Consider the following 24344-nt stretch of genomic DNA (forward strand, 5'->3'; position numbering starts at 1 on the left):
TTATCCCCGGCTCCCATACTTCTTTTTCCACAGCATGACCAGTGAACCCGCCAGGCCAAAAAAGAGCAGCACCACGGGCAGCAGCATCAGGCATGACATTAACTGATCTTCATACTTCATAAAGACGGGCGTTTTGCCCAGCAGATAGCCCAGCGACGTCAGGATAAGCACCCACAACAAGCCGCTCATCCAGTTGAAGAACTGAAAGCGCGCGTTATTCAGGCCGGATATGCCGGCAATGGTGGGCAGCAGCGTTCTGACAAACGCGATAAAACGGCCTATCAATAATGCCGACAGGCCGTGCTTATGGAAAAGGTGATGGGCGCGTTGATGATAATGTGCGGGGAGATGAGAGAGCCAGTTTTGCACGGTGCGGGTATTCCCCAGCCAGCGGCCCTGAATATAGCTGACCCAGCAACCCAGGCTGGCCGCGACGGTAAGCAGCAAAATGGTTTGTGGATAACCCATCGCGCCTTTGGCGATCAGCACGCCGACCAGGATCAACAGGCTGTCGCCAGGCAAAAAGGCGGCAGGGAGCAGCCCATTTTCCAGAAACAAAATCATAAATAACACAAAATATAACATGCCAATCATGGAAGGATTGGCCAGTGTTTCAAAGTCCTGAGCCCACAGGGCATTCAGCAATTGAGTCAGTAGTTCCATTCAGTATTCCTGGAGAATCGGTTAACGTCACGCCGGTGATCTGAGGTTTGCACTGCCGCAACAGAGTTGGAGTTTTTATCAGCGTTGCGGAAACGGCAAATTCGCGGCCTGAACTATTCCTTGTTAAGTTGTGAAGTAAGCAAGCACTAACACACAAAAATTCAAAATGCATCTAATTGTAACAAAGGTCAACGAAGTCCGTTATAGAAATTACGCGTCGTTGAGCTTTGATTTTGCTTATCGCAAGGGAGGGTGGCGAGAGGATTTACACAGGCTGACACTTTATACTTTACGCTGACCGAGCGCCGCGGCAGACGCCATCTACATATAACGTTACGCGAGGATGTTGCGTGTGGATATAAATTCGCTTTACGTCACAGCCTACGGATTGGGAGATTCAGATCTATCGTTACGCCGGATGGCATACGCCATCCGGCATCGATAATCACTTAGCTACGCAAGGCGTTATTCGCCAGACGTTCGTCCTCTGCCTGGCAGGCTGCCGCAGTGAACAGAACATCGGTAGATGAGTTCAGCGCCGTTTCACACGAATCCTGCAATACGCCGATAATAAAGCCGACCGCTACTACCTGCATCGCGATATCGTTCGGGATGCCAAACATGTTGCACGCCAGCGGGATCAGCAGCAATGAACCGCCTGCCACGCCGGAGGCGCCGCAAGCACACAGCGAGGCCACCACGCTCAGCAGCAGCGCTGTAGGCAGATCCACCGGGACGCCTAACGTATGAACTGCCGCCAACGTCAGAACCGTAATGGTAATTGCCGCGCCGGCCATATTGATAGTGGCGCCCAGCGGAATGGAAACGGAGTAAGTATCCCTGTCCAGATTCAGCTTTTCGCACAGCGCCATATTCACTGGAATATTGGCGGCAGAGCTGCGGGTAAAGAAGGCATAAACGCCGCTTTCACGCAGGCAGGCGAACACCAGCGGATAAGGGTTGCGACGAATTTTCCAGAATACCAACAGCGGGTTGACCACCAGCGCGACCAGCAGCATACAGCCAATCAAGACGACCAGCAGGTGCGCATAGCCCCACAGGGTGGAGAAGCCGGTGGTTGCAAGCGTTGATGAAACCAGACCAAAAATACCGACTGGCGCGAAACGGATCACCAGTTTCACCATAAAGGTCACGGCGTTAGACATATCGTTCACGAGGTTTTTGGTGGTTTCATTGCCATGACGCAGGGCAAATCCCAGACCGACGGCCCATACCAGAATCCCGATATAGTTAGCGTTCAGCAGCGCGTCGATGGGGTTCGACACCATGCTCATCAGCAGACCGCGCAAGACTTCTACAATGCCGGACGGCGGCACGATATCCTGGGCGCTACTGGACAGATGCAGCGTTGAAGGGAAGGCGAAGCTGAACACAACGGCCGCCAGCGCGGCTGAAAAGGTGCCTAGCAGGTAAAGAAAGAGAATAGGGCGAATATTGGTTTTTTGACCGTGCTGGTGGTTGGCGATCGAGGCCATTACCAGCATCAGCACCAGAACGGGGGCGACCGCTTTCAAGGCGCCGACGAACAGGGTGCCAAGCAAGCCAACCGCTTCCGCCGCAGGCTTAGAAATCCATGCCAGTAAAATCCCCAGTACCAGACCCACTAAAATTTGTTTAACCAGACTGCCTTGCGCTAAACGCTGCAGTAGCCCTGATGCTCGTTGCGTAGCCATTTCATGTTCCTTGTATTGTGTTGCTGGTCATCCCCTGCACGCTCTTACGGCGCATCTTTCAGGATGTAACAAAGTGTTTGCCTGGTTGAGTATAAGGAAAGTTGAAGGTTCGGGAAGCGAAATATCCTGGATTTTTTGCTGTGATCATGTTTTATAACTTTACATTAACAGTATTGTGACATGTTAAACAAAAACGCCCGACAGGTGTGCGCTGCCGGGCGTTTTTGACGGGGCAGGTTTACCCCGATAAAAGATTATTGCGCTCGTAGTTTCTTATCGCGCTGATGGTTAACCCAGGCGTTAATCACCAGCGTAATGGTCAGAATGCCAAACACTACGCCCAGCGAAATCGCGATAGGAATATGGTAGAAGTCGACGATCAGCATCTTAATGCCGATAAAGACCAGAATGACCGCCAGACCATATTTCAGCATCGAGAAGCGTTCCGCCACGCCGGACAGCAGGAAGTACATCGCGCGCAGTCCTAAGATGGCAAACAGGTTAGAGGTCAGTACGATGAACGGGTCGGTGGTGACCGCAAAGATCGCCGGAATACTGTCAACGGCGAAGATTACATCGCTGAGCTCAACCATAATCAGCACCAGCAGCAGCGGCGTGGCATACAACAGGCCATTTTTACGTACGAAAAAGTGCTCGTTCTCGATCGTATCGGTCATACGCAGATGCCCGCGCAGCCAACGCACCATCGGTTTTTCGCCAATGCCGGATTCGTCTTCCTTCGCCAGCGCCATTTTTACGCCGGTAAACAGCAGGAAGGCGCCGAACACATACAGCAGCCATTCGAACTGAGTGATAAGCCAGGTACCGGCGAAAATCATGATAGTACGCAACACGATCGCGCCAAGAACCCCATACACCAGCACCCGGCGTTGCAGAGCCGGAGGGACGGAGAAATAGCTAAACAGCATCAGCCAGACAAAGACGTTATCTACGGCCAGCGACTTCTCAATCAGATAGCCGGTAAGGAACGCCAATGCCTGCGGGTCAGCAACTTCGCGCCCTTGCGTTTCAGCCAGATACCACCAGAAAGCGGCGTTAAACAGTAGCGAGAGCGTTACCCACAGGATTGACCATCCTGCCGCTTGTTTCATCGACATAGCATGTGCGCCACGGCGTCCCTGCAACAACAGGTCGATGGATAGCATTATCACCACAACAACCGCGAATCCACCCCATAATAATGGCGTACCAACAGTATTCATTATTTCTCCCTATGCAAAAAAAAAACGGCTAACGCCGAATGGCATTAGCCGTTGCTTTTATGCATAGACCTTGCCATTCGGCAAGGTCTCACTTACAACAATAAAGGAATACGCTGACGCATTCCTTTATGGCTGCCCGGTGACCGGATGTGGTTTTGCACACATCGTAATGACGATCGACCGGCAATGAAGTTACTCCCCTTTGCGCGTAACAAAGTATGACAGGCCACGCGTAGAGTCAATGGCCTGTAACATATGATTTACATAATTTTACGCAGTAAGGGGATGAGTCAGATCGTCCGCCGGGAAGATGACCCCGGTTTGACGGCGTATTTCTGTCAGCCATTTTGCCGTGGCGCGACTTAGCGACAACCCCGGATGTTCCACGGCATGGTTTTCAATAAGCTGGGCAAACGCCCCGGCTTCATACAGCATGGTATTAATATGCTGAGGCTGGGTCAGATCCTGCATCAGCGCGCCGCGCGGCGCAAAACACACTTTCTGGCATTCCGACAGCTTTTCAATGACCAGCGATCCCCTCTCGCCCTGAATTTCACTGGCCAGTACCGAGTCGCTGACTTTGGAATGCTGTAGCGTGACGCTAAAATCGCCGTAATCCATAACCACGACGCCGTGCGCATCTACTCCGCTTTCCAATAAATTCGCCGACGCCTGAACACTGCGCGGCTCGCCCCATAGCGCGATCGCCGACGCCAGACAGTAATACCCGATATCCATAATCGAACCATTGGAGAAGGCCGGATTAAACGTATTCGGATTTTCACCGTTCAGATAGCGCTGATAACGTGAAGAGTACTGGCAGTAATTTAGGAATGCTTTATGCATTCTGCCGATTTTCGGCAACGATTCCCGCAGCAGCAGGAAATTGGGCAGGCAGGCGGTTTTAAAGGCTTCAAACAGTACCCGCTGATTATCGCGCGCGCAGGCGATAGCGGCATCAACCTCCGCCAGGTTAGAAGCCAGCGGCTTTTCGCACATGACATGCTTTTTATGCTGCAAAAAGCGCTGCGTCTGGGAGAAATGCAGGGAATTCGGGCTGGCGATATAAACCGCCTCAATCGCGTCGCTTTGCGCCATCGCTTCCAGCGAGGTAAACAGATGCTCGACGGGATAATCATTTGCGAAAGACTGCGCCTGTTCAAGACTACGGGAGTAAACGGCGGCGAGCCTGAATTTGCCGGTTTCATGGGCGGCGTCGACAAACTGGCGCGTGATCCAGTTAGTCCCAATTACAGCGAAACGTATCATAAACGTCAGCGGACTCCAGAAAGGGATTTTTCGTCAATGTAGCACGCCTTTCCGCCCTTGCCAGTGCGCTGCGACGCACTCTGGCATTTTACTGGCGAGAAGGGCACCCGTGTGCGCTATCAGCCCCAATAGTGACGCCAGCGCCCAGATATTTAGGCTGACGGTGCAAAATTTTGGCATCCAGCACCGCGCTAACCCGCGCCAGCTTTTCCCGAAGTCGTGTGTTGGTTCCGTGCCTTTTATTCAGATCCGGCGCGTTAACGCCGATAGCGTCAATGCCATATTGTTGCGCCAGCCAGATCGCCCGTTGATTATGGAATGCTTGCGAGATAATCGTAATGCGGCTTTCGCCAAACACTTTCCGGGCGCGAACTACGGAGTCCAGCGTGGAGAATCCGGCATAATCACAAAAAATGGCCGCTTCCGGCACACCTTTCGCTATCAGCGCCTGCTGCATCGCCGAAGGTTCATCGTACTCTTTTTTGCCGTTATCGCCGCTGACTAACAGCCACTTCACTTTACCGGCGTGATACAACGCGGCGGCAGTATTAATCCGCCGGGTAAAATACCGATTGCCGGGTTTGGCGCCTAACACCAGCCCGACGTTGCGGGCGGGAACGGTCTGAATATCATTCCATGTCAGATGCTGCGAGGCGTTGACGATAAGCCAGTTGGAATAGAAAAGCGCGACGCCTGCTGCGACAAGCAGAAAACACGCCACTGTTAACGCCCGGCGTGTAAAACAGAGGCGGCGGATAAAACGGGCACATTGTGAGAGCATGGTTGTTGCGCGGTTCCGTTGGCGGTGGATAAAAAATACCCTCTACAGATCGTCATCCTTGACGTGGCGGCAGGCAATGAGCGAAATGTGAACGCGCCGATTTTATGCCCACGCCGTTAAAAAGATACGGGGGAAGGGGCATTTTCAGAATTTATTGTGCCGACAGCGCCTGATGCGTCAGCCACAGTCGCGTATCAAACTCCAGTTGATGGTACTGCGGCTCCATATGGCAGCAGAGCTGATAAAATGCTTTGTTATGATCTTTCTCTTTCAGGTGCGCCAGCTCGTGAACCACAATCATCCGTAAGAATGGCTCCGGGGCGTTACGAAACACGGTGGCGACGCGGATCTCCGCCTTTGCCTTGAGCTTGCCGCCCTGAACGCGCGAGACAGCGGTATGCAGTCCCAGCGCATTTTTCAGCACATGGATCTTGCTGTCATACATCACTTTATTAATGGGCGGCGCATTGCGCAGAAACTGACTTTTCAGTTCCTGAGTATAGTGATATAGCGCTTTGTCAGTGGCGTAATCATGCGCGCCGGGATAACGTTTTTCCAGCACCGCTCCCAGGCGCTGCTCGGCGATTAAGGTGCGCACCTGGGCAAGGAGATGTTCCGGATACCCCTGAAGGTAAGTTAGTGAGGTCATCAAAGCTCCATGTTGCTGATAAAAAGTGTATACTCACGCACCCTTTTCAGGGATAACGCCGCAATTTTACCATTCAGGAGGCCTAATGAGCCACGTAGACGACGGTTTCCGTTCACTGACGCTGAAACGTTTTCCGCAAACGGATGATGTTAACCCGCTTCTGGCGTGGGAGGCGGCCGATGAGTATCTGCTGCAACAGTTGGATGAGACGGAAATTCGCGGCCCGGTGCTGATCCTGAATGATACGTTTGGCGCGCTAAGCTGTGCGCTGGCGGAGCATTCGCCATACAGTATTGGCGATTCGTATTTAAGCGAACTGGGTACGCGAGAGAATTTACGCCATAACGGCATCGCGGAGTCCAGCGTAACGTTTCTCGACAGTACCGCTGACTACCCGCAGGCGCCGGGCGTGGTATTGATTAAGGTACCGAAAACGCTGGCGTTGCTGGAACAGCAGTTACGCGCTTTGCGTAAGGTCGTTACGGCGCAAACGCGTATTATCGCCGGCGCGAAAGCGCGAGATATTCATACCTCTACGCTGGAACTGTTTGAAAAAGTGCTGGGCCCAACCACGACGACGCTGGCGTGGAAGAAAGCGCGCCTGATTAACTGTACCTTCAGTCATCCGCAACTGGCCGACGCGCCGCAAACGCTAAGCTGGAAACTGGAAGATACAGGCTGGACGATTCACAACCATGCGAATGTGTTTTCTCGTACCGGATTGGATATCGGCGCGCGCTTCTTTATGCAGCATTTGCCGGAAAACCTCGACGGGAAGATTGTCGATCTCGGCTGCGGCAATGGGGTGATTGGCCTGAGCTTACTGGCGAAAAATCCGCAGGCGAGCGTGGTATTTGTCGATGAATCGCCGATGGCGGTAGATTCCAGCCGTTTGAATGTAGAAACGAACCTGCCGGAAGCGTTCGAACGCTGCGAATTTATGATCAACAACGCGCTCTCCGGCGTGGAGCCGTTCCGTTTTAACGCTGTGTTCTGCAACCCGCCGTTCCACCAGAAACATGCGCTGACGGATAATATCGCCTGGGAGATGTTCCATCATGCCCGCCGCTGCCTGAAAATCAACGGCGAACTGTATATTGTGGCGAACCGCCATCTGGACTATTTCCACAAGCTGAAGAAGATTTTCGGTAATTGCGCGACGATAGCAACCAACAATAAGTTTGTTATTTTGAAAGCGGTGAAGCAGGGACGCCGTCGATAAGGCGCTCAAGCGTCATACCGGCCTATAAAACCGGTATGACGGCGTAAGCCCGATAAGCGCTGCGCCATCAGGCAAAGTCGTTAAATCTCCAGCGCCAGTCGGGTGCCCTGGGCAATCGCCCGTCGGGCATCCAGCTCCATCGCGACATCGCATCCGCCGATAAGATGTACCGTTTTACCTGCGGCGCGTAACGGGTCCGCCAGCTCGCGGCGGGGTTCTTGTCCGGCGCAGATCACCACATGATCCACTTCCAGCAACTGCGGTTCGCCGCCGATCAAGAGATGTAATCCGTCGTCGTCGATCTTCTGGTAACTGACTGCCGGGATCATCTTCACGCCGCGCGCCAGTAACGTCGCGCGATGGATCCAGCCGGTGGTTTTACCTAACCCTTCGCCCGGCTTGCTGGCTTTGCGTTGCAGCATGACGATTTGCCGTGGACTACGTGCCAGGCGTGGGCCTTCCGGGCGCAGACCGCCTGCCTGTTGCAGGCTGGTATCAATTCCCCATTCCGTACAAAATTCAGCAATATTTTGGCTGGTGGATTCGCCGTGCTGGCTCAGATACATGGCCGTGTCAAAACCGATCCCGCCGCAGCCGATGATCGCCACTCGTTTACCAACCGGCGCCTTATCGCGCAATACCTCCAGGTAGGTCAATGCCTTTGGATGATCAATACCGTCTATCGGCGGGCGTCGCGGTACTATTCCGCAGGCGAGGATCGCTTCGTCAAAGGGCTGAAGATCCTCTGCGTTCACCCGTTGGTTCAGTTTCAGCGTAACGCCAGTAACATCGATCATTCGACGGTAGTAGCGCAGCGTTTCGTAAAACTCCTCTTTACCCGGGATCTGCCTGGCGATAGTAAACTGACCGCCAATTTCACTCTGGGCGTCAAACAGCGTGACATGATGGCCGCGCGACGCGGCGTTAATTGCGAAAGCCAGCCCCGCCGGGCCTGCGCCGACAACGGCCAGATTCTTTTTGCGTATGGCCGGCGCTATCGGCATGTGGGTTTCGTGACAGGCGCGTGGGTTCACCAGACAGGAGGTCACTTTGCCGATGAAGATCCGATCCAGACAGGCCTGATTACAGCCGATACAGGTGTTGATCTCATCTGTGCGTCCGGATTGCGCTTTAGTCAGGAATTCGGCATCGGCAAGGAAGGGACGCGCCATCGACACCATATCGGCATCGCCGCGCGTCAGGATCGTCTCGGCGACCTGCGGATCGTTAATGCGATTGGTCGCGATCAGCGGAACCGACACATGACCTTTGAGTTTCCGCGTCACCCAGCTAAAGGCGCCACGCGGTACTGGCGTGGCGATGGTCGGGATTCGCGCCTCATGCCAGCCAATGCCGGTATTAATTAGGCTTGCGCCTGCGGCTTCAATGGCTTGCGCCAGTTGTACCGTTTCGTCGAACGTGCCGCCATTTTCCACCAGATCGAGCATCGACAGGCGATAGATAATAATAAAGTCGTTCCCTACCCGCTGGCGTACCGCGCGTACTACCTCAACCGCGAAGCGCATACGGCTGGTATAGTCGCCGCCCCACTCGTCATCGCGATGGTTAGTTCGCCGGGTGAGAAATTCATTAATCAGATAGCCCTCTGATCCCATCACCTCTACGCCGTCGTAGCCTGCTTCCCGCGCCAGTTGCGCGCAATGCGCGAAGTCGTCGATTAACTGCAAGATTTCATCATGCGTCAGTTCATGCGGCATAAAGCGGTTGATTGGCGCCTGAATTGCCGACGGCGCGACCAGGTGCGGCTGATAGCTGTAACGTCCGGTGTGCAGAATTTGCAGCGCGATTTTACCGCCTTGCGCATGTACGGCATCGGTCACCACGCGGTGAGGCGTTAATTGGCTGGCGTCGTTCAGCATCGCGCCGCCGGTCATCACGACCCCGGAGGGAACGGGCGCAATACCGCCGGTGACGATTAACGCTACGCCGTGTCGTGCGCGCTCGGCATAAAATGCCGCCAGGCGCTCAGCGCCATCAGGATGTTCTTCCAGACCCGTGTGCATCGATCCCATCAGCACACGGTTTCTGAGAGTAGTAAAGCCCAGATCGAGCGGGGCGAACAGCGACGGGTAGCTCATAAGCGTATCCAGTATGTAAAATTATTGTTATGTGGTCGGATGAGTTACTACTGTAGCCGTCGCGAGATAAAAGGGAAAAGGGGAATGTGGTGATTGTGATGGGATTCAAAAAAGAGGCCGCGACCCGGAGAAAACAGGCCGGATAAGCACAGCGCCATCCGGCATCGTTTTTAAACCTCTTCAACGCTCACCTGCATTGCCGCCAGCGCATTACGCGCTGATTTCAATACCTGTTCGCACAGTTCAATGGTTAGCGTGAGCGGTGGCTCGATACGAATTGTTTTCGCATTATTCAGCGTACCAGCGACCAGCACGCGTTGACGGAACATCTCACTGGCAAAACGGTAGCCCGTTTCGTTATCGACAAATTCAATGGCCATCAACATACCTTTGCCGCGCGCATCGTGTACCAGATTGGGATACTCACGCGCAAGTTGTCGAAAACCATCCAGGAGCGTATCGCCTTTTTGTTCCGCCTGGGCCGGGAGATTTTGTTCCAGCAGGACGTTAATGGTCGCCAGCGCGGCAGCACAAGCCAGCGGATTACCGCCAAAAGTGGTGGTATGCAGGAAGGGGTTGTCGAACAGAACCGAAAACACCTCTTCAGTCGCGATGGTGGCGCCAATCGGCATCACGCCGCCGCCCAGGGCTTTCGCCAGACACAGAATATCAGGCTGCACATTTTCGTGCTCGCAGGCAAACATCTTGCCGGTACGCCCCATGCCGGTTTGTACTTCATCCAGAATCATCAGCGCGCCGAATTCGTCACAGAGCTTACGTACCTCTGTCAGGTATCCCTGCGGCGGCAGGATCACGCCGCCTTCACCCTGAATAGGCTCCAGAATCACGGCTGCTATCTCGTCGCCCGTTTTTTTGCCTTCGCTAAATGCCATGCTCATCGCGTCGATATTGCCAAACGGCACATGGCGGAAGCCCGGCAGTAAAGGCATAAAGGGTCTGCGGAAGGTGGATTTGGCCGTGGCGGAGAGCGCGCCCAATGATTTGCCATGAAATGCGCCGCTGGTGGCGATAAAGGTAAACTTGCCGCGCGGCGACTGATACGCTTTTGCCAGTTTTAGCGCCGCTTCGACGGATTCGGTGCCGCTGTTACAGAAAAAGCTGTACTTGAGTTTCCCCGGTGTCAGCGCCGCCAGCGTTTTTGCCAGCATCGCCCGCAAGGGATCAAGTAACTCCTGGCTGTGGAGAGGTTGTTTTGCGAGTTGATTCTGGACGGCGGATACCACAACAGGATTACGGTGCCCCACGTTAAAGATGCCAAACCCCCCAAGACAGTCGATAAACTCCTGCCCCTGGGTGTCGACAAGCGTATTCAAACTGCCCGCTTGCCACTCTACGGCTCCGTAATCCCCGCCGGCGGTAACAGATTTCCGGTATTCCAGAAATCCTGGATTTACATGCTCTTTAAAGTAGTCAATGACCTCTCGGTTTAGTGCTTTCATTTCCTCATGGTTTAGCGTTCGCTTCTCGATGAGATTCAGTGCGTGCGCGCTACAGGCCAAAGCCGATGCGCTGGAAGGTAACCTGTTCAAAATGAGCTCCAGAGGGCCGTGTATCACATGATACTGAATTAAGTATTGCAGGGATTAGCGGGGGTCTAAGCCCATAGTGAAAATCGGGATAAACACCAGGAATAATCACATTTACACAACATTTAATATCACGTGTTAACAATTGGATGCATTTTGAGCAGATCTTGTTTTACGGTTTACGGTGTGTTGCGTTAGCGGCGGCGTGAGAAAAAGGTGAGCCAGGGCAGATTTTAAAGAAAAAGGTTGTCCACGCTAAACAATTTCATAATGAAAATAAGGCGCAGGATGAGGTGAAAATCGTACAAATATTAAGGATTAATCGCAAATTGCGATCCAGAGCAATTTTAACAACTAAAGATAAATAGATTAGCGCCGAAATAACATCTGAGCGAAAAATTAACATCCAGATAACCTGCACAGGACGCTATCATGTCTTCTCATCCCTACGTCAGCCAGCTAAATACCCCGCTGGATGATGATACCACTCTGATGTCTACGACCGACCTGGAAAGCTATATCACTCACGCCAATGACACTTTTGTCCAGGTGAGCGGCTATCAGTTAAACGAGTTACTGGCGCAGCCACATAATCTGGTGCGTCATCCGGATATGCCGAAAGCTGCCTTCGCAGATATGTGGTACACCCTAAAACAGGGCGAACCGTGGAGCGGCATTGTGAAAAACCGGCGTAAAAACGGCGACCATTATTGGGTGCGGGCCAACGCGGTACCGATGATACGTGAAGGGCGTGTGACTGGATATATGTCGATCCGTACCCGCGCCACGGATGATGAGGTTGCCGCCGTCGAGCCTTTATATCAGGCGCTAAATGAAGGGCGGTGTAGTAAACGAATTCATAAAGGCCTGGTGGTTCGTCAGGGTTTGCTGGGCAAACTGCCCGCTATGCCTGTTCGCTGGCGAGTGCGTAGCATTATGGGGCTAATGGCCGTAATGCTGGCGTTGGCGTTGTTCGGTACGGATGCCTCATGGCAGGCGTTGCTGTTGGGCGCGTTGGCGATGCTGGCAGGTACGGCGCTATTGGAATGGCAAATTGTGCGTCCCATTGAAAATGTGGCGACGCAGGCGCTGAAAGTGGCGACCGGCGAACGCAACAGCGTACAACACCTTAATCGTAGCGATGAGTTGGGGCTGACGCTGAGGGCCGTGGGGCAGCTTGGCTTGATGTGCCGCTGGCTGATCAATGACGTATCAAGTCAGGTTTCCAGCGTCAGAAACGGCAGTGAAAGGCTGGCGAAGGGTAACAATGATCTGAACGAACACACCCGTCAGACCGTGGAGAATGTTCAGGAAACGGTAACGACCATGAACCAGATGGCGGAGTCCGTGAAGCTCAATTCCGAGACGGCTTCCGCTGCGGATAAGCTTTCCATGGCGGCCAGTAGCGCGGCGACTCAGGGAGGTGAGGCGATGGATACGGTGATTAAAACGATGGATGATATCGCTCACAGTACGCAACGTATCGGGACGATCACCACGCTAATTAACGATATCGCTTTTCAGACGAATATCCTGGCGCTGAATGCGGCGGTAGAAGCGGCGAGAGCGGGCGAGCAGGGGAAAGGGTTTGCCGTGGTTGCTGGCGAGGTACGCCATCTTGCCAGCCGCAGCGCTAATGCGGCGAACGATATTCGTAAATTAATTGATGCCAGCGCAACAAAGGTGCAGTCAGGCTCCGAGCAGGTTCACGCCGCAGGCCGTACCATGGATGACATTGTAGCTCAGGTGCAAAATGTCACCCTGCTTATCGCACGGATCAGCCAGTCGACGCAGGAACAGACAGATGGGCTTTCCAGCCTGACTCGCGCCGTGGACGAGTTGAACCGCATAACCCAGAAAAATGCGGCGCTGGTGGAAGAGAGCGCACAAGTCTCCGCAATGGTAAAACACCGTGCCAGCCGGCTGGAGGATGCGGTCACGGTACTGCATTAAGTTTACTTGTAGGTAGCAACGGTAATGACATCCGCCCGGTAGCAACAAGCTTACCGGGCGGATGCGCTCTGATAGAAGGCGGCTCCTGCCATCATAGAGAGTATCAGTGACATATATTGTTAAAAATAATGTAATATTTCTTTCCTCTCTCCTGCCTACCCATTAATGGGTATAAGATCAGTTAATAAATAAGAAATGGTTAACCTTTTAGCGTATTTCTTTCATTATTAGTACCAATTTATGTCACTTTTGGTTCATCTTTCTGTGAACAATAAAAATTACTTACTAATAATGCTCCGAAATAAAAAGCGATCAATATCATAAAGTTAGTAACATTATTGCCGATAAATCTTCCTGTATGAGGATATGCAATCCCAGGGAGAAAATATGTTTTTGCATAACATTAAAATACGTTCAAAATTATTTATGGCCTTTGGCTTATTCATTGTTCTCATGGTGGTGAGTTCCGCTCTGTCTTTGTTTAGCCTTGATCGGGCTAATACGGGTATGCAGAACATTATTACCAATGATTATCCCACCACGGTGAAAGCCAATCTGTTAATCGATAATTTTAATGATTTCATCATCGCGCAGCAGCTCATGCTACTGGATGAGGAGGGGCGCTGGAGCCAGAGTTCGCAGAAAGATCTGGATGAAATAAGCCAGCGTATTACGGCGCTACTGGATGAGCTTTCCAGCAACCGTCACGATGCGGCTTCGCAGAAAATCATTACCGAGATCCGTGAAGCGCGCCAGCAATACCTGGAGTCCAGATTCCGTATTTTGAAAGATATTCAAAGCAATAATCGTCAGGCGGCCATTCAGGAGATGATGACCAGAACGGTGCAGGTGCAAAAGGTCTATAAGGACAAAGTTCAGGAACTTATCGCCGTTCAGGATGCGCAGATGCACAACGCGGGCGTGCAGGTCGAAGGAGATTTTAAAACTAACCGGACGCTGTTAATTACCCTGGCGCTGATAAGCATCGCTGCCGGATGCGTAATGGGATGGTATATCGTACGTTCCATTACCCGGCCGCTTGATGAAGCGGTACGCTTTGCCGAGGCGATTGCCGATGGCGATCTGACTCGCCATATCACCACCGACTATAAAGATGAAACAGGCGTACTACTGCAAGCGTTAATGGCGATGAAAACGCGTCTGCTGGATATCGTCCAGGAAGTGCAAAACGGTTCGGAGAGTATCTCCACGGCGGCGGCGCAAATTGTCGCCGGTAACCAGGATTTGGCCGCGCGTACGGAAGAACAGGCCAGCTCGGTTGAAGAAACGGCGGCGTCGATGGAACAGATTACCGCCACGGTTAAAAACACAGCCGATCATACCAGTGAAGCGACCAAACTCTCTGCCGGCGCCGCCAGCGTAGTGAAAAACAATGGGGAGATGATGAATCAAGTGACGCAGAAAATGCGCGTCATTAACGATACGGCAAATCGTATGTCGGATATCATCAATATCATTGATTCCATTGCCTTTCAGACCAATATTCTGGCGCTGAACGCGGCGGTTGAAGCGGCGCGCGCGGGCGAACATGGACGTGGTTTTGCCGTTGTCGCCGGAGAGGTTCGCCAGTTGGCGCAAAAGAGCGCCTCGTCAGCCAGTGAAATCCGTAATTTGATTGAAGATTCAACCAGTCAGACTCAGGAAGGGATGCACCTGGTGGAGAAAGCCAGCGCCCTGATTAATGGTATGGTGGATAACGTCGAAGAGATGGATGTGATATTACGTGAGATTGGGCAGGCCAGCCGCGAGCAAACTGACGGTATTTCGCAGATTAACAGCGCGATTGGCCTGATTGACGCCGCCACGCAACAAAACTCCTGCCTTGTGGAAGAGTCTGTTGCCGCCGCGGCGTCGCTGAACGAACAGGCGTTACATTTAAAAGAGCTGGTTAACGTGTTCCGCGTCCGCGAAGAGGACACGCAGCCCGCTTAATCCAGTTCGGCGATTTCCAGCGCCGCGCGATCAATCACGCCGATAATGCGTTTGATTTGCGCGTCGTTGATATCGCTGTGGTTTATCCGCAGATCCAGCACGGCCTTGAAGTTATCCAGCGCCCGCTTCATCTGCGGATTTTTACGTAACTCCATGCCCACACAACGGGCTTTTAGCCGCGCCTGAATATGCGTCAGGTGTTCGCGATTTTCATCAAGCCATTGCGCGCCGTTCGCGGTAATCGCGATTTTTTTCCGCCCGCCTTCTTCGTCGCTAATCGTGATAAATTGCTGATCCTGTAAAAAATCCAGCGTAGGGTAGATCACACCAGCGCTTGGCGTATAGCCGCCCCCCGTCAGGTTTTCTATCGCTTTAATCAGTTCATAGCCGTGGCTGGCGTCCCGGGTCAGGATATCAAGAATGACCAGCCGAAGCTCCCCGTGGCCAAAAAATCGCTGACGTCGACCACCGCCCTGTCCATGACGACCACAGCCGTGTCCGTGACGGTGTTCGCCGCCGCAACTGGCGTTCTCATGCTGATGCGCGCTATGGCAGCCTTCATGCTGATGTTCTCGATCTTTACAGCAGCCGTCGTGCTTATGATCCCGGTTTTTGCAACACCCTTCATGTTGATTTTGCATCATTGCCTCCTGCTTATTTAGATATATCTAATTTATATCTAAATGATGCTTTTTAGCAAGGATAAAAGCGCTTGTTGATATAATCTATTAATTTATAACGTTTTATTTTGAAGTTGTGATTAGCGATGTGTTGCCAGAACACTATCAAAAAACAGTTGCATTTTTACTGATTAACAATCATTATCATTTAAAACTTTAATTTAGATATATCGTATTACTTCACGAAGGCAAAAAATGACGACATCATCCGTACGCTACCCACAGCGTGTTCGTAATGAGCTGCGTTTTCGCGAGCTGATCGTTCTGCGGGTAGAACGTATTAGCGCAGGATTTCAGCGGATCGTACTTGGCGGCGAGGCGCTGGACGGTTTCATCTCCCTGGGCTTTGACGATCACACGAAAGTTTTTTTCCCTGAGCCAGGCTGTCGCTTTACGCCCCCGACAGTCACTGAGGAAGGCATTATCTGGGGGGAGGGCGTTCGTCCGGTCTCCAGGGATTACACGCCGCTGTATGACGAGGCGCGTCGCGAGCTGGCGCTGGATTTCTTTATCCACGATGGCGGCGTAGCCAGCCGTTGGGCAATGGAAGCCCGTGAAGGCGATACACTGACGATCGGCGGGCCGCGCGGTTCGCTGGTGGTGCCGGAAGAGTATGCCTGTCAGGTTTATGTCTGCGATGAGTCCGGTATGCCTGCGCTACGTCGTCGTCTGGAATCGCTTAGCCGTCTGCCTGCGCACCCTGCGGTAACCGCGCTGGTGAGCATTCAGGATGCCGCATATCGCGATTATCTCGCCCATTTGACGGATATTACTGTGGAATATGTTGTTGGCGGCGATGAACAGGCAATGCAAACGCGCCTGTCGCAGCTGGCAATACCAGAATCAGACTATTTCATCTGGATTACTGGCGAAGGCAAAACGGTAAAACGTTTAAGTCAGTGCTTTGAAAAGGGGTTTGATCCACACCTGGTACGTGCGGCAGCCTATTGGCATCGTAAATAGCGGTATGGGGCGAGCCCTGTCAGAAACAAAAAAGCCACTCTTTATAGTGGCTTAATTATATGATTTTAAAGCTAAAATTTGGTGGCCCCTGCTGGACTTGAACCAGCGACCAAGCGATTATGAGTTCCTACCAGAACAACCGAAAATCAATAGTTTGCGTTATTAAACATTGACTTAGTTTGCCAATGTTTGCCAATGTTTGCCAATATTTGCCATTTACACCGCCATTTTATCGCCACTCGTCGCCAGTGGATTGAGTTTAACGGCATCCTCTAAATGGTCGGGGGCAAAGTGAGCATATCGCATCGTCATTTTGATGTCGGTATGGCCGAGCACACGTTGCAATACGAGAATATTACCACCATTCATCATAAAGTGGCTGGCGAAGGTGTGGCGCAACACATGGGTAAGTTGTCCGGCAGGCAGCTCAATGTTAGTGCGCTGTAGTGCCGAACGAAAAGCGCCATAGCAATTCTGGAATAAGCTACCATGTTCTTTGTTTTTAGCCGGTAATTCTTCATAAAGCTCTTTGCTGATTGGCACAGTGCGATTCTTTTTACCTTTAGTGTAGTTGTAGGTAATTTTATATTTTGATAGCTGTGATTTCTTGAGCCCTTCGGCCTCGGACCAACGAGCACCAGTCGCAAGGCATATTTTCACAACAGATACTAAATCAGGGTGTTCGTGTCGTTTGCACTCATCAAGAAGCGCTGCAATCTGTTCCTTCGTGAGCCAAGCCATTTCCATTTCTTCCGTGCGGAACGGGCGCATATTTTTCAGTGGATTTTCCCCTTTCCATTCCCCGAGTCGATTAAGCTCGTTGAAAACAGCACGAAAGTAGGCCAGCTCAAGATTAAGCGTGCGAGGTGATACTTCTTTTACTCTGTTTGAACGGGCGTAATCGCCTTTTAACCGTTTTTCCCGATAGCGGGAAAACATCTGTGCATCAAAATCGCGAGCTAACGGTTCGCCCATGCAATCGAAAGCATGGTGCATAGCTAGTTTCCGTTTTTCGCCGTCCTTTAAGGTGATTCCATGCGCGCTATACCAGGAATCGATAAGCTCTTTTAGAGAACGGCGGTCTTCTTTTTCTTCTTGCCATGGGTGCTGTATCTGGTGCTGTTCAAAAGCCAGCGCCTCACCTTTGGTGGCAAACTTCCTTCTGATGCGTTTGCCTTTTGCCCCATTAGGGTAGATTTCACAAATCCACCCTCCTGCCGGATTTTTACGGACGGCCATCAGTTAATCTCGCTGTATATACCTACCACTCGGCCAATCGTTTTTATCTCATCAATTCCGCACTCAAACGGTACTTTACCTCCTGCTACATGCAACCTTTTACCGGGTAGAACCGTTAACTCTCGGAGGCTAATTGCGCCCTCAACATCGACAATCCAAAGACCGTCAGCCAAAGGCGCATCTTTCTCAGTGATGTAGCTTTTGCTCTCGCTTTTAACGCAGATAGCACTTTTCAAAGGCTTTTCGAAAAGCTCAGGGTCGATATTCAAAACCCCATTATCAGTGAGTCGACCTTCACTTAATGTGAATGATTTGAGTTCGTAAGACGATTTTGAGTGTTCGTCAGGCTTTTGTGGCCCTTTTCCGGTAAGGATCCATTGGATATTGACACCAGTCTCAAGGGCGCAGAATGCAGCGAAATCATAGGAGACGTTACCGCGTGTATAGCGGTTTTGTAGCGTGCTGGCTGCGATATTGAAATGGTTTGCGAGCTGAATTTTCTGTGTGAACCCGTAGACCTGACAAATTCTATCTAACACTTCCTCGTTTGAAATTTGGCTTTCAAAGTCCATAAATCGCATTTCTCATGTTGACCAATGCGAATAATCGCATTAGGATTCGATTGTTGGTGGCAATTGGTGGCAAACATTGGCAAACGTTGGCAACCATATGGCAAATATTGGCAAAGAGGAAATGATGCAACATGGCTTCCGAAATCGCAATCTTCAAAATCCCAGCCCCTGTGGTTTCCCTGCAGCAGTTCGCAGAGCTTGAGGGGGTTTCAGAGCGCACCGCTTACCGTTGGACGACAGGAGATAATCCATGTGTACCAATCGAACCTCGCAAAATCCGTAAAGGCTGCAAGAAAGCTGGCGGTCCTGTTCGCATTTATTACGCACGATGGAAAGAAGACCAGTTGCGTAAGGTGTTGGGCCATTCCCGATTTCAACTTGTCATAGGCGCTTGATTCACTTTATGTGAATTTTAAGGATGCAACATGTTTGATTTTCAGATTTCCAAACATCCCCACTATGACGAAGCGTGCCGGGCTTTTGCGCAACGTCACAACATGGCGAAGCTGGCCGAGCGTGCGGGTATGAACGTTCAAACGTTACGTAACAAGCTCAACCCGGAACAACCTCACCAGTTCACGCCGCCTGAATTGTGGCTGCTGACTGACCTGACCGAAGACTCAACCCTCGTTGATGGTTTTCTGGCGCAGATTCATTGCCTGCCATGCGTGCCGGTTAATGAGCTGGCTAAAGACAAATTGCAGTCTTATGTCATGCGCGCAATGCGTGAACTCGGCGAACTGGCAAGCGGTGCGGTATCTGATGAACGTCTGACCTCTGCCCGTAAGCACAACATGATTGAAAGCGTTAACGCTGGCATTCGCATGTTGTCATTGTCGGCACTGGCGCTGCATGCACGTCTGCAGACTAATCCCGCTATGTCGAGCGTGGTCGATACCATGAGTGGTATTGGCGCATCGTTTGGTCTGATTTGAGGTGCGTATGCTGAAAGGTGAACCGTCATTCGCGTCTCTGCTCGTCAAGCAAAGCCCAGGCATGCACTACGGCCACGGCTGGATCGCAGGTAAGGACGGCAAGCGCTGGCACCCGAGCCACTCACAGTCCGAATTATTAAAAGGGCTGAAAACAAAGCCGCCGAAATCGTCAGACTTTTTAATTATTCGTATTGTCCACTTTATTATTAAAGGGGTTAAACATGTCACGCGATGAATTAAGGATTGTTTTAGGTGCCATGATTCCGAACATGGAAGACGGTTTTGAAATTAAAACCCGCGATGGGGTAATTTTACGAGTTGACCCGGAATGGGAGTGCTGCAAGCAGTTTAAAGATAGCCTGAAAGCTGAAATTATCAGCCAATTGAAAAGTAAACCAGCCGTCGTATTTGGTTATAGCTAATTAAACAAAAGAAATTATCTGGCGTAAACCCGCCGGGCTTCTTATTGCCCGAAATCAGGAGAATCAATTATGCGTAATACCGAAATCCGTAGTTTTAACACTGATAGTGATGCGCTGGCCGTATTGCTGACCGATGCAAAAAAAGAAGAGCGTAAAGACCGCGCGCTCGCTGTTTCAATCCGTCTTGAGGCGCTGGCTATCCATATCACCAAAGAGGGTATGAGCGGCACCGAAGCTGCCGAACTGCTGCGCCGTGAAGCAACCCGCTTTGAGAATGAATCACAGGAGCTGCACTGATGGCCGACGCAATGGATTTTGCACAACAGCGTGAGCAGGAAGACCGTGAGCGCCACATCAACAACGCGCGCAGCCGTATCGCTGCACCTTCCCGTTTTCTCTGCGAAGAATGTGACGCACCAATCCCGGAAGCTCGCCGCATTGCGATACCGGGTGTGGCCTTTTGCGTGACCTGCCAGCAAATCATCGAACTGAAAAACAAACATTACAACGGAGGTACAGTGTGAAAACAAAAGAAATGACAATCAGCCAACGAGCAAGGTATTGGCTTGAGGAAGGTTTTTTATTCATTGATACAGAAACTACAGGTTTGGGCGCGGATGCGGAAATAGTAGAAATATGCATTATTGATAGTCATGGTTCTATTATGCTCAATACGCTTATTAAGCCTACAAAGTCTATTCCTGATGAGGCAATAGCCATTCATGGCATTACCAATGAAATGGTTGCCTTTGCCCCTGCGTGGACAGATATATGCAGGACTCTGGAAGAGCTATTTATGCGGTTTGGGTTTGTTATCTATAACGCTGATTATGACATACGGCTAATTAAACAGACTTACGCATTGCATGGACAGTCTTCTGTAGCTGCGCCATATATGCTCGCATATAACTCTGTTTGCGCAATGATGTTATATGCAGAATATCGCGACGAGCCGGGGAAATATAAAGGGTATAAATGGCATAAGTTGGTTGATGCCGCTGAACGTGAAGGAGTAAAGCTTGAGGGGCAAGCGCACCGAGCTTTAGCTGACTGCAAAATGACCTTAGGACTTGTTAGGGCTTTAGCTCGGGGTGGTGTTGCATGAGCCTCCGCATTGAAATAGGCGACAAATGGGTTATTACCAGCGACCAGTATCAATTCATCTTGAATGAAAAGAAAGTCGTTAAGTCTGGTAAAAAAGCTGGCGAGGAATGGCTCGACACCATCGGTTATTACCCGAAGATTAACCAGCTTATTTCCGGGTTGATTCATCATCATATTCAGCAGACATCAATTACCACTCTTGACGCAATGGCCACTGAAATCGAGCGTATCGGAGAAATGTGCGCCTCCTCAATCAAGGCGGCGGCATGAGAAAAACACATCAACTAAAAATTCGGCCTGAGTTTTTTCAGGCTGTCCTCAATGGAACGAAAAAAGCCGAGTTTCGTCTTGCTGACCGTGCTTTTGCTGTAGGGGATTTACTTTGCTTAAACGAGTATGGCCCCTGCGAATATGATCCGCAAAAGGTCGGTTTTACCGGCGCTTTTGTCTACGTGCTGGTGACTCATGTAACTGACCTTAACGAGTGGGCTCCCGGATATGTGATGTTAAGCATACAGCGCAGGCAAATGGGGGTACTATGCGGGTAAGCGTTAACTATGCTTACCCGTGGAACGCTCCACGGTCGGCAATAGCCAGCCCATATCTTACCTATGACCAACAGTATCGCCGCGACCGTATGTTCGCGGCTTTGCTGCATGCGAGAAAGGTGCTTTCTCTCCAGCCTGAGTGCGTGCGTTTTGATGTTTATCGCACCGCTGCAGTGCTGGAACAAAATCAGGGCAGTCAACGAGCCAATGCTTTTTTAATCAGCTTCTGCAAAAAGGCATTGCCGCGTCTTGAACTGGTCGCAAAAAAATACGAGTGCGCGGGTATTAACAGCAATGTATCAGCCGCTGTTTTCGATGGTCATTTTGATACCCAGCTTATGCAATATCTGGCGTCACGCATGGTCAATATGGTCGCCAGATTTAACCGCCTCCCGGACATGTCACGCGCCGATATCGACCTTTTGGCCGCTGATATCGCTAATTTCATTCGCGCTGAACTGGCTGACATTGATGACACCGGATTTAGCGAGCTTAAAACGCTGTACACCTGGTACATGCGCGCCGGTTTTATTTCTCTGCAATTCAATGTTACCCCTCCGCATTGGGAGCGAGTGACAAAGAAATATGTCGGAGAAGATGAAATCGCCCCGGCCATCGCTCGCATGTTTAACGATGTGTGGTGGCGTGGTCGTCTGCGTCGCATTGCGGCTGCATGGCGTGAACATCTGCAAATTACTGTCGGCAACGTCAGTAAGAAAAAGCATGCCTATGCGAGTAAAAACTGCGTGACTGACTGGCGTGAACAAAAGCGCCGCACTCGTGAATTTCTCAAAGGTCTGGATCTCGAAGACGAAGACGGCAACCGTATCAGCCTGATTGAAAAATTTGACGGCTCGGTCGCTAACCCTGAGATACGCCGCTGCGAGCTGATGACCCGCATCCGTGGGTTTGAAAATATCTGCAATGAACTCGGATACGTCGGGGAGTTCTACACCCTGACCGCACCGTCTAAATATCATGCCACGACTAAAGCGGGATACCGTAACAGCAAATGGAACGGGGCCAGCCCGTCGGACACGCAGAGCTACCTAACCGGCCTTTGGGCGCGCATTCGTGCCAAGCTACATCGGGAAGAAATTCGCATTTTCGGCATACGTGTTGCCGAGCCTCATCACGACGGAACGCCGCATTGGCACATGCTTATATTCATGTTGCCAGAAGACGTCGAGCGCGTGCGCCTCATCATCCGCGATTATGCATGGGAGGAAGACCACCACGAACTTAAAAGTGATAAGGCTAAAAAAGCCCGCTTTCATGCTGAGGCTATCGACCCGGAGAAAGGCAGTGCTACCGGCTATGTCGCGAAATACATCTCTAAAAACATCGACGGTTATGCTCTCGATGACGAAACCGATGACGAAAGCGGTGAGCTGCTAAAAGAGACGGCACCCGCCGTTTCAGCATGGGCGGCTCGCTGGCATATCCGTCAGTTTCAGTTTATCGGCGGTGCTCCTGTGACGGTATATAGGGAGCTTAGAAAAATGGCTGACCCAGAAACGGCAAGGGCGCTTAGTGTTGAATTCGCCGAAGTACATGACGCCGCTCATTATGGCCGCTGGGCTGACTATGTTAACGCTCAGGGTGGGCCTTTCGTCCGTCGGGACGAATTACAGGTGCGCACTCTTTACGAGCCGCGAACAGAGTTTAATCAGTATGGTGAGGAAATAGTCTGTATCAAAGGTGTGTACGATTCCACCATTGGTGCAGGCACTCCGATTTTAACCCGGCTTACGCAGTGGAAAATTGTGCCGAAGCGTGCCGTTGATTTGGCCGTTGACGTTAAGGGCGCTCCTGCGCCCTCTCGGAGTTCTGTCAATAACTGTACGGGAAGCGAAAGCGATCCACCGGAACTCGATTTATCTAAACCCCTAAGTCGACGTGAAAAACGAGAGCTGACAAACCGACTCAGGAAGCAAAAGCCAGCAATACGGCGAAAATTTATCCACGGAACGGATGAGCAAAACGCAGCTATAGCGAAAACTATCGACGAGATACATCTGACTACCGGCATCACAATCAGCCGGGGCGAAGCCCTGCACCTGATGGCCGGTGGTAAAAGTTGCTTTAACGGTAAATGGTTGAGAGGAACGGCCAAGGGAGAAATATTTACCTCAGCACCATCGTATCAGGCTAAGGCTAGGATAATCCTCAATCGTGTTGCGGCTTTAGCTGAACTCGCAACGAAAATATAATCGTTAATATTCATCCATATCATGTACATACAGTGTGTTTAACTGTGATTTTTTCTTCACACCTTTGGTTATTACGTGTTACTGTATGCATATACAGTATCTCGTAATGGAGGTTGTGTGGATAGAGAGCTAAACGAGCACGTTATGATTGAGCGGGTCGAAATGATTGCGCGTCTGACTGCTGAAGGTACTTGTAAGGAAAGAGATCGTGAAATTGCATTGAATTTAATCGCGGAGATAGCAAGAGGCAACCTAATGAAAAATAATAATTTTTCTGTTGTTTTTTCCGCGCCACCTGTTGATGAAACCTTTGCAAAGGAGGGCAAGGTGAAAGTAAATATCACGTTGGATAAAGACCAAAAAATCGGCCAGCCGGTAATTGATGCTTTTCAATGCGAATTGACCAAGCGAATACAGTCTGTTTTCCCCTCAACGCGCGTTACTGTTAAAAAGGGAGCCATGACCGGTGTCGAGCTGATGGGATTCGATAAAGATTCAGACCGCGAAGCGCTGGATAGCATCCTTAAGGAAGTGTGGGAAGATGAGAGCTGGCGTTAATCCCTGAAAAATGTGCAACCCTCGACCCCATGTTTGATAGCATGGGGTTGTTTTGTA

At 51.2% G+C, this 24344-nt stretch carries 26 protein-coding genes; 15 read left to right on the forward strand and 11 right to left on the reverse strand.

Annotation, left to right across the window (positions count from 1 at the left end; all coding sequences use genetic code 11):
• The 6 genes from yqjA to ACLJNW_RS08140 form a co-directional block, all read right to left on the reverse strand.
• Entirely contained in the window at positions 1–663 is a 663-nt protein-coding gene (gene yqjA / locus ACLJNW_RS08115; protein ID WP_000422143.1) for a DedA family general envelope maintenance protein YqjA, read from the reverse strand.
• 449 nt (positions 664–1112) lie between these two features.
• The gene (sstT, locus tag ACLJNW_RS08120; protein WP_000235363.1) at positions 1113–2357 is read right to left on the reverse strand and encodes a serine/threonine transporter SstT; all 1245 of its coding nucleotides are present in this window, start codon (positions 2355–2357) and stop codon (positions 1113–1115) included.
• A 254-nt stretch (positions 2358–2611) separates the two neighbouring features.
• Complete coding sequence (locus tag ACLJNW_RS08125) at positions 2612–3580, reverse strand: TerC family protein (RefSeq protein ID WP_001098836.1); 969 nt, start codon at positions 3578–3580, stop codon at positions 2612–2614.
• 270 nt (positions 3581–3850) lie between these two features.
• Positions 3851–4849, reverse strand: coding sequence for a Gfo/Idh/MocA family protein (locus ACLJNW_RS08130; protein ID WP_000617682.1), 999 nt, complete (start codon positions 4847–4849; stop codon positions 3851–3853).
• 88 nt (positions 4850–4937) lie between these two features.
• Positions 4938–5630, reverse strand: coding sequence for a vancomycin high temperature exclusion protein (locus tag ACLJNW_RS08135; protein WP_024154691.1), 693 nt, complete (start codon positions 5628–5630; stop codon positions 4938–4940).
• Positions 5631–5781: 151 nt separating this feature from the next.
• Positions 5782–6279 (reverse strand): M48 family metallopeptidase, encoded by a 498-nt coding sequence (locus ACLJNW_RS08140; protein WP_000202969.1) that lies wholly within the window; start codon positions 6277–6279, stop codon positions 5782–5784.
• An 85-nt stretch (positions 6280–6364) separates the two neighbouring features.
• Between ACLJNW_RS08140 and rlmG the strand changes: the two genes are divergently transcribed.
• On the forward strand, positions 6365–7501 hold the full coding sequence (gene rlmG, locus ACLJNW_RS08145; protein WP_023204280.1) for a 23S rRNA (guanine(1835)-N(2))-methyltransferase RlmG: 1137 nt from the start codon (positions 6365–6367) through the stop codon (positions 7499–7501).
• Between the two features lie 80 nt (positions 7502–7581).
• Here the strand turns inward: rlmG and ACLJNW_RS08150 are convergent, their stop codons facing one another.
• Both ACLJNW_RS08150 and ygjG read right to left on the reverse strand, forming a co-directional pair.
• Entirely contained in the window at positions 7582–9600 is a 2019-nt protein-coding gene (locus tag ACLJNW_RS08150) for an NADPH-dependent 2,4-dienoyl-CoA reductase (protein WP_023204279.1), read from the reverse strand.
• Positions 9601–9770: 170 nt separating this feature from the next.
• On the reverse strand, positions 9771–11150 hold the full coding sequence (gene ygjG / locus ACLJNW_RS08155; protein ID WP_001520281.1) for a putrescine aminotransferase: 1380 nt from the start codon (positions 11148–11150) through the stop codon (positions 9771–9773).
• A gap of 429 nt (positions 11151–11579) precedes the next feature.
• Between ygjG and ACLJNW_RS08160 the strand changes: the two genes are divergently transcribed.
• A complete protein-coding gene (locus ACLJNW_RS08160; RefSeq protein WP_000094651.1) occupies positions 11580–13100 on the forward strand; it encodes a PAS domain-containing methyl-accepting chemotaxis protein in 1521 nt (506 codons plus the stop codon).
• Positions 13101–13487: 387 nt separating this feature from the next.
• Entirely contained in the window at positions 13488–15053 is a 1566-nt protein-coding gene (locus tag ACLJNW_RS08165) for a methyl-accepting chemotaxis protein (protein WP_000478465.1), read from the forward strand.
• Here ACLJNW_RS08165 and ACLJNW_RS08170 read toward each other — a convergent pair.
• On the reverse strand, positions 15050–15697 hold the full coding sequence (locus tag ACLJNW_RS08170) for a PadR family transcriptional regulator (RefSeq protein ID WP_000983434.1): 648 nt from the start codon (positions 15695–15697) through the stop codon (positions 15050–15052). The genes ACLJNW_RS08165 and ACLJNW_RS08170 overlap by 4 nt on opposite strands.
• A 231-nt stretch (positions 15698–15928) precedes the next feature.
• On the opposite strand from ACLJNW_RS08170, the gene ACLJNW_RS08175 reads away from it, so the two are divergent.
• Positions 15929–16696, forward strand: coding sequence for a siderophore-interacting protein (locus ACLJNW_RS08175; protein WP_000213758.1), 768 nt, complete (start codon positions 15929–15931; stop codon positions 16694–16696).
• Positions 16697–16912: 216 nt separating this feature from the next.
• Here ACLJNW_RS08175 and ACLJNW_RS08180 read toward each other — a convergent pair whose 3' ends face one another.
• Both ACLJNW_RS08180 and ACLJNW_RS08185 read right to left on the reverse strand, forming a co-directional pair.
• On the reverse strand, positions 16913–17935 hold the full coding sequence (locus ACLJNW_RS08180) for a tyrosine-type recombinase/integrase (RefSeq protein WP_065680853.1): 1023 nt from the start codon (positions 17933–17935) through the stop codon (positions 16913–16915).
• Complete coding sequence (locus ACLJNW_RS08185; protein ID WP_065680854.1) at positions 17935–18507, reverse strand: phage repressor protein CI; 573 nt, start codon at positions 18505–18507, stop codon at positions 17935–17937. The genes ACLJNW_RS08180 and ACLJNW_RS08185 overlap by 1 nt, the downstream gene beginning before the upstream one ends.
• A 131-nt stretch (positions 18508–18638) precedes the next feature.
• Between ACLJNW_RS08185 and ACLJNW_RS08190 the strand changes: the two genes are divergently transcribed.
• From ACLJNW_RS08190 to ACLJNW_RS08240, 11 genes are all read left to right on the forward strand, one after another.
• Positions 18639–18902 carry a hypothetical protein gene (locus ACLJNW_RS08190; RefSeq protein WP_000135596.1) on the forward strand — a complete coding sequence of 88 codons (264 nt, stop codon included), beginning with the start codon at positions 18639–18641 and terminating at the stop codon, positions 18900–18902.
• Between the two features lie 30 nt (positions 18903–18932).
• Positions 18933–19442 (forward strand): phage regulatory CII family protein, encoded by a 510-nt coding sequence (locus ACLJNW_RS08195; protein ID WP_000459331.1) that lies wholly within the window; start codon positions 18933–18935, stop codon positions 19440–19442.
• A 7-nt stretch (positions 19443–19449) separates the two neighbouring features.
• Positions 19450–19677: a phage filamentation protein Fil family protein gene (locus tag ACLJNW_RS08200; RefSeq protein ID WP_001749807.1), complete on the forward strand. Its 228-nt coding sequence runs from the start codon at positions 19450–19452 to the stop codon at positions 19675–19677.
• Positions 19664–19864 (forward strand): hypothetical protein, encoded by a 201-nt coding sequence (locus tag ACLJNW_RS08205; RefSeq protein WP_024139157.1) that lies wholly within the window; start codon positions 19664–19666, stop codon positions 19862–19864. Before ACLJNW_RS08200 ends, ACLJNW_RS08205 begins: the two co-directional genes overlap by 14 nt.
• A 69-nt stretch (positions 19865–19933) precedes the next feature.
• Positions 19934–20161, forward strand: coding sequence for a DUF2732 domain-containing protein (locus ACLJNW_RS08210; RefSeq protein WP_001246237.1), 228 nt, complete (start codon positions 19934–19936; stop codon positions 20159–20161).
• Entirely contained in the window at positions 20161–20388 is a 228-nt protein-coding gene (locus ACLJNW_RS08215) for a TraR/DksA family transcriptional regulator (protein WP_000752599.1), read from the forward strand. Before ACLJNW_RS08210 ends, ACLJNW_RS08215 begins: the two co-directional genes overlap by 1 nt.
• Positions 20385–20969 (forward strand): exonuclease domain-containing protein, encoded by a 585-nt coding sequence (locus ACLJNW_RS08220; protein WP_015406378.1) that lies wholly within the window; start codon positions 20385–20387, stop codon positions 20967–20969. The genes ACLJNW_RS08215 and ACLJNW_RS08220 overlap by 4 nt, the downstream gene beginning before the upstream one ends.
• Positions 20966–21238, forward strand: coding sequence for a DUF5405 family protein (locus tag ACLJNW_RS08225; protein WP_000058620.1), 273 nt, complete (start codon positions 20966–20968; stop codon positions 21236–21238). The genes ACLJNW_RS08220 and ACLJNW_RS08225 overlap by 4 nt, the downstream gene beginning before the upstream one ends.
• Positions 21235–21516 carry a DUF3850 domain-containing protein gene (locus ACLJNW_RS08230; protein ID WP_015406377.1) on the forward strand — a complete coding sequence of 94 codons (282 nt, stop codon included), beginning with the start codon at positions 21235–21237 and terminating at the stop codon, positions 21514–21516. Before ACLJNW_RS08225 ends, ACLJNW_RS08230 begins: the two co-directional genes overlap by 4 nt.
• Positions 21507–23729 (forward strand): replication endonuclease, encoded by a 2223-nt coding sequence (locus ACLJNW_RS08235; protein ID WP_410961055.1) that lies wholly within the window; start codon positions 21507–21509, stop codon positions 23727–23729. Before ACLJNW_RS08230 ends, ACLJNW_RS08235 begins: the two co-directional genes overlap by 10 nt.
• 117 nt (positions 23730–23846) lie before the next feature.
• A complete protein-coding gene (locus tag ACLJNW_RS08240; protein WP_023185401.1) occupies positions 23847–24287 on the forward strand; it encodes a DinI-like family protein in 441 nt (146 codons plus the stop codon).
• Positions 24288–24344: the final 57 nt, after the last annotated feature.

It is taken from the genome of Salmonella sp. SAL4457 (assembly GCF_046548235.1).
Taxonomy (GTDB): Bacteria; Pseudomonadota; Gammaproteobacteria; order Enterobacterales; family Enterobacteriaceae; genus Salmonella; species Salmonella enterica.

Bases quoted from the DNA above. Each gene is read 5' to 3' on its own strand.
- sstT (WP_000235363.1), bottom strand. From the start codon at position 2,357: ATGGCTACGCAACGAGCATCAGGGCTACTGCAGCGTTTAGCGCAAGGC.
- ACLJNW_RS08125 (WP_001098836.1), bottom strand. From the start codon at position 3,580: ATGAATACTGTTGGTACGCCATTATTATGGGGTGGATTCGCGGTTGTT.
- ACLJNW_RS08210 (WP_001246237.1), top strand. From the start codon at position 19,934: ATGCGTAATACCGAAATCCGTAGTTTTAACACTGATAGTGATGCGCTG.
- ACLJNW_RS08135 (WP_024154691.1), bottom strand. From the start codon at position 5,630: ATGCTCTCACAATGTGCCCGTTTTATCCGCCGCCTCTGTTTTACACGC.
- ACLJNW_RS08195 (WP_000459331.1), top strand. From the start codon at position 18,933: ATGTTTGATTTTCAGATTTCCAAACATCCCCACTATGACGAAGCGTGC.
- ACLJNW_RS08225 (WP_000058620.1), top strand. From the start codon at position 20,966: ATGAGCCTCCGCATTGAAATAGGCGACAAATGGGTTATTACCAGCGAC.
- ACLJNW_RS08175 (WP_000213758.1), top strand. From the start codon at position 15,929: ATGACGACATCATCCGTACGCTACCCACAGCGTGTTCGTAATGAGCTG.
- ACLJNW_RS08180 (WP_065680853.1), bottom strand. From the start codon at position 17,935: ATGGCCGTCCGTAAAAATCCGGCAGGAGGGTGGATTTGTGAAATCTAC.
- ACLJNW_RS08150 (WP_023204279.1), bottom strand. From the start codon at position 9,600: ATGAGCTACCCGTCGCTGTTCGCCCCGCTCGATCTGGGCTTTACTACT.
- ACLJNW_RS08230 (WP_015406377.1), top strand. From the start codon at position 21,235: ATGAGAAAAACACATCAACTAAAAATTCGGCCTGAGTTTTTTCAGGCT.
- ACLJNW_RS08170 (WP_000983434.1), bottom strand. From the start codon at position 15,697: ATGATGCAAAATCAACATGAAGGGTGTTGCAAAAACCGGGATCATAAG.
- ACLJNW_RS08160 (WP_000094651.1), top strand. From the start codon at position 11,580: ATGTCTTCTCATCCCTACGTCAGCCAGCTAAATACCCCGCTGGATGAT.
- ACLJNW_RS08130 (WP_000617682.1), bottom strand. From the start codon at position 4,849: ATGATACGTTTCGCTGTAATTGGGACTAACTGGATCACGCGCCAGTTT.
- ACLJNW_RS08190 (WP_000135596.1), top strand. From the start codon at position 18,639: ATGGCTTCCGAAATCGCAATCTTCAAAATCCCAGCCCCTGTGGTTTCC.
- yqjA (WP_000422143.1), bottom strand. From the start codon at position 663: ATGGAACTACTGACTCAATTGCTGAATGCCCTGTGGGCTCAGGACTTT.
- rlmG (WP_023204280.1), top strand. From the start codon at position 6,365: ATGAGCCACGTAGACGACGGTTTCCGTTCACTGACGCTGAAACGTTTT.
- ACLJNW_RS08215 (WP_000752599.1), top strand. From the start codon at position 20,161: ATGGCCGACGCAATGGATTTTGCACAACAGCGTGAGCAGGAAGACCGT.
- ACLJNW_RS08140 (WP_000202969.1), bottom strand. From the start codon at position 6,279: ATGACCTCACTAACTTACCTTCAGGGGTATCCGGAACATCTCCTTGCC.
- ACLJNW_RS08205 (WP_024139157.1), top strand. From the start codon at position 19,664: ATGTCACGCGATGAATTAAGGATTGTTTTAGGTGCCATGATTCCGAAC.
- ACLJNW_RS08165 (WP_000478465.1), top strand. From the start codon at position 13,488: ATGTTTTTGCATAACATTAAAATACGTTCAAAATTATTTATGGCCTTT.
- ACLJNW_RS08185 (WP_065680854.1), bottom strand. From the start codon at position 18,507: ATGGACTTTGAAAGCCAAATTTCAAACGAGGAAGTGTTAGATAGAATT.
- ACLJNW_RS08235 (WP_410961055.1), top strand. From the start codon at position 21,507: ATGCGGGTAAGCGTTAACTATGCTTACCCGTGGAACGCTCCACGGTCG.
- ACLJNW_RS08200 (WP_001749807.1), top strand. From the start codon at position 19,450: ATGCTGAAAGGTGAACCGTCATTCGCGTCTCTGCTCGTCAAGCAAAGC.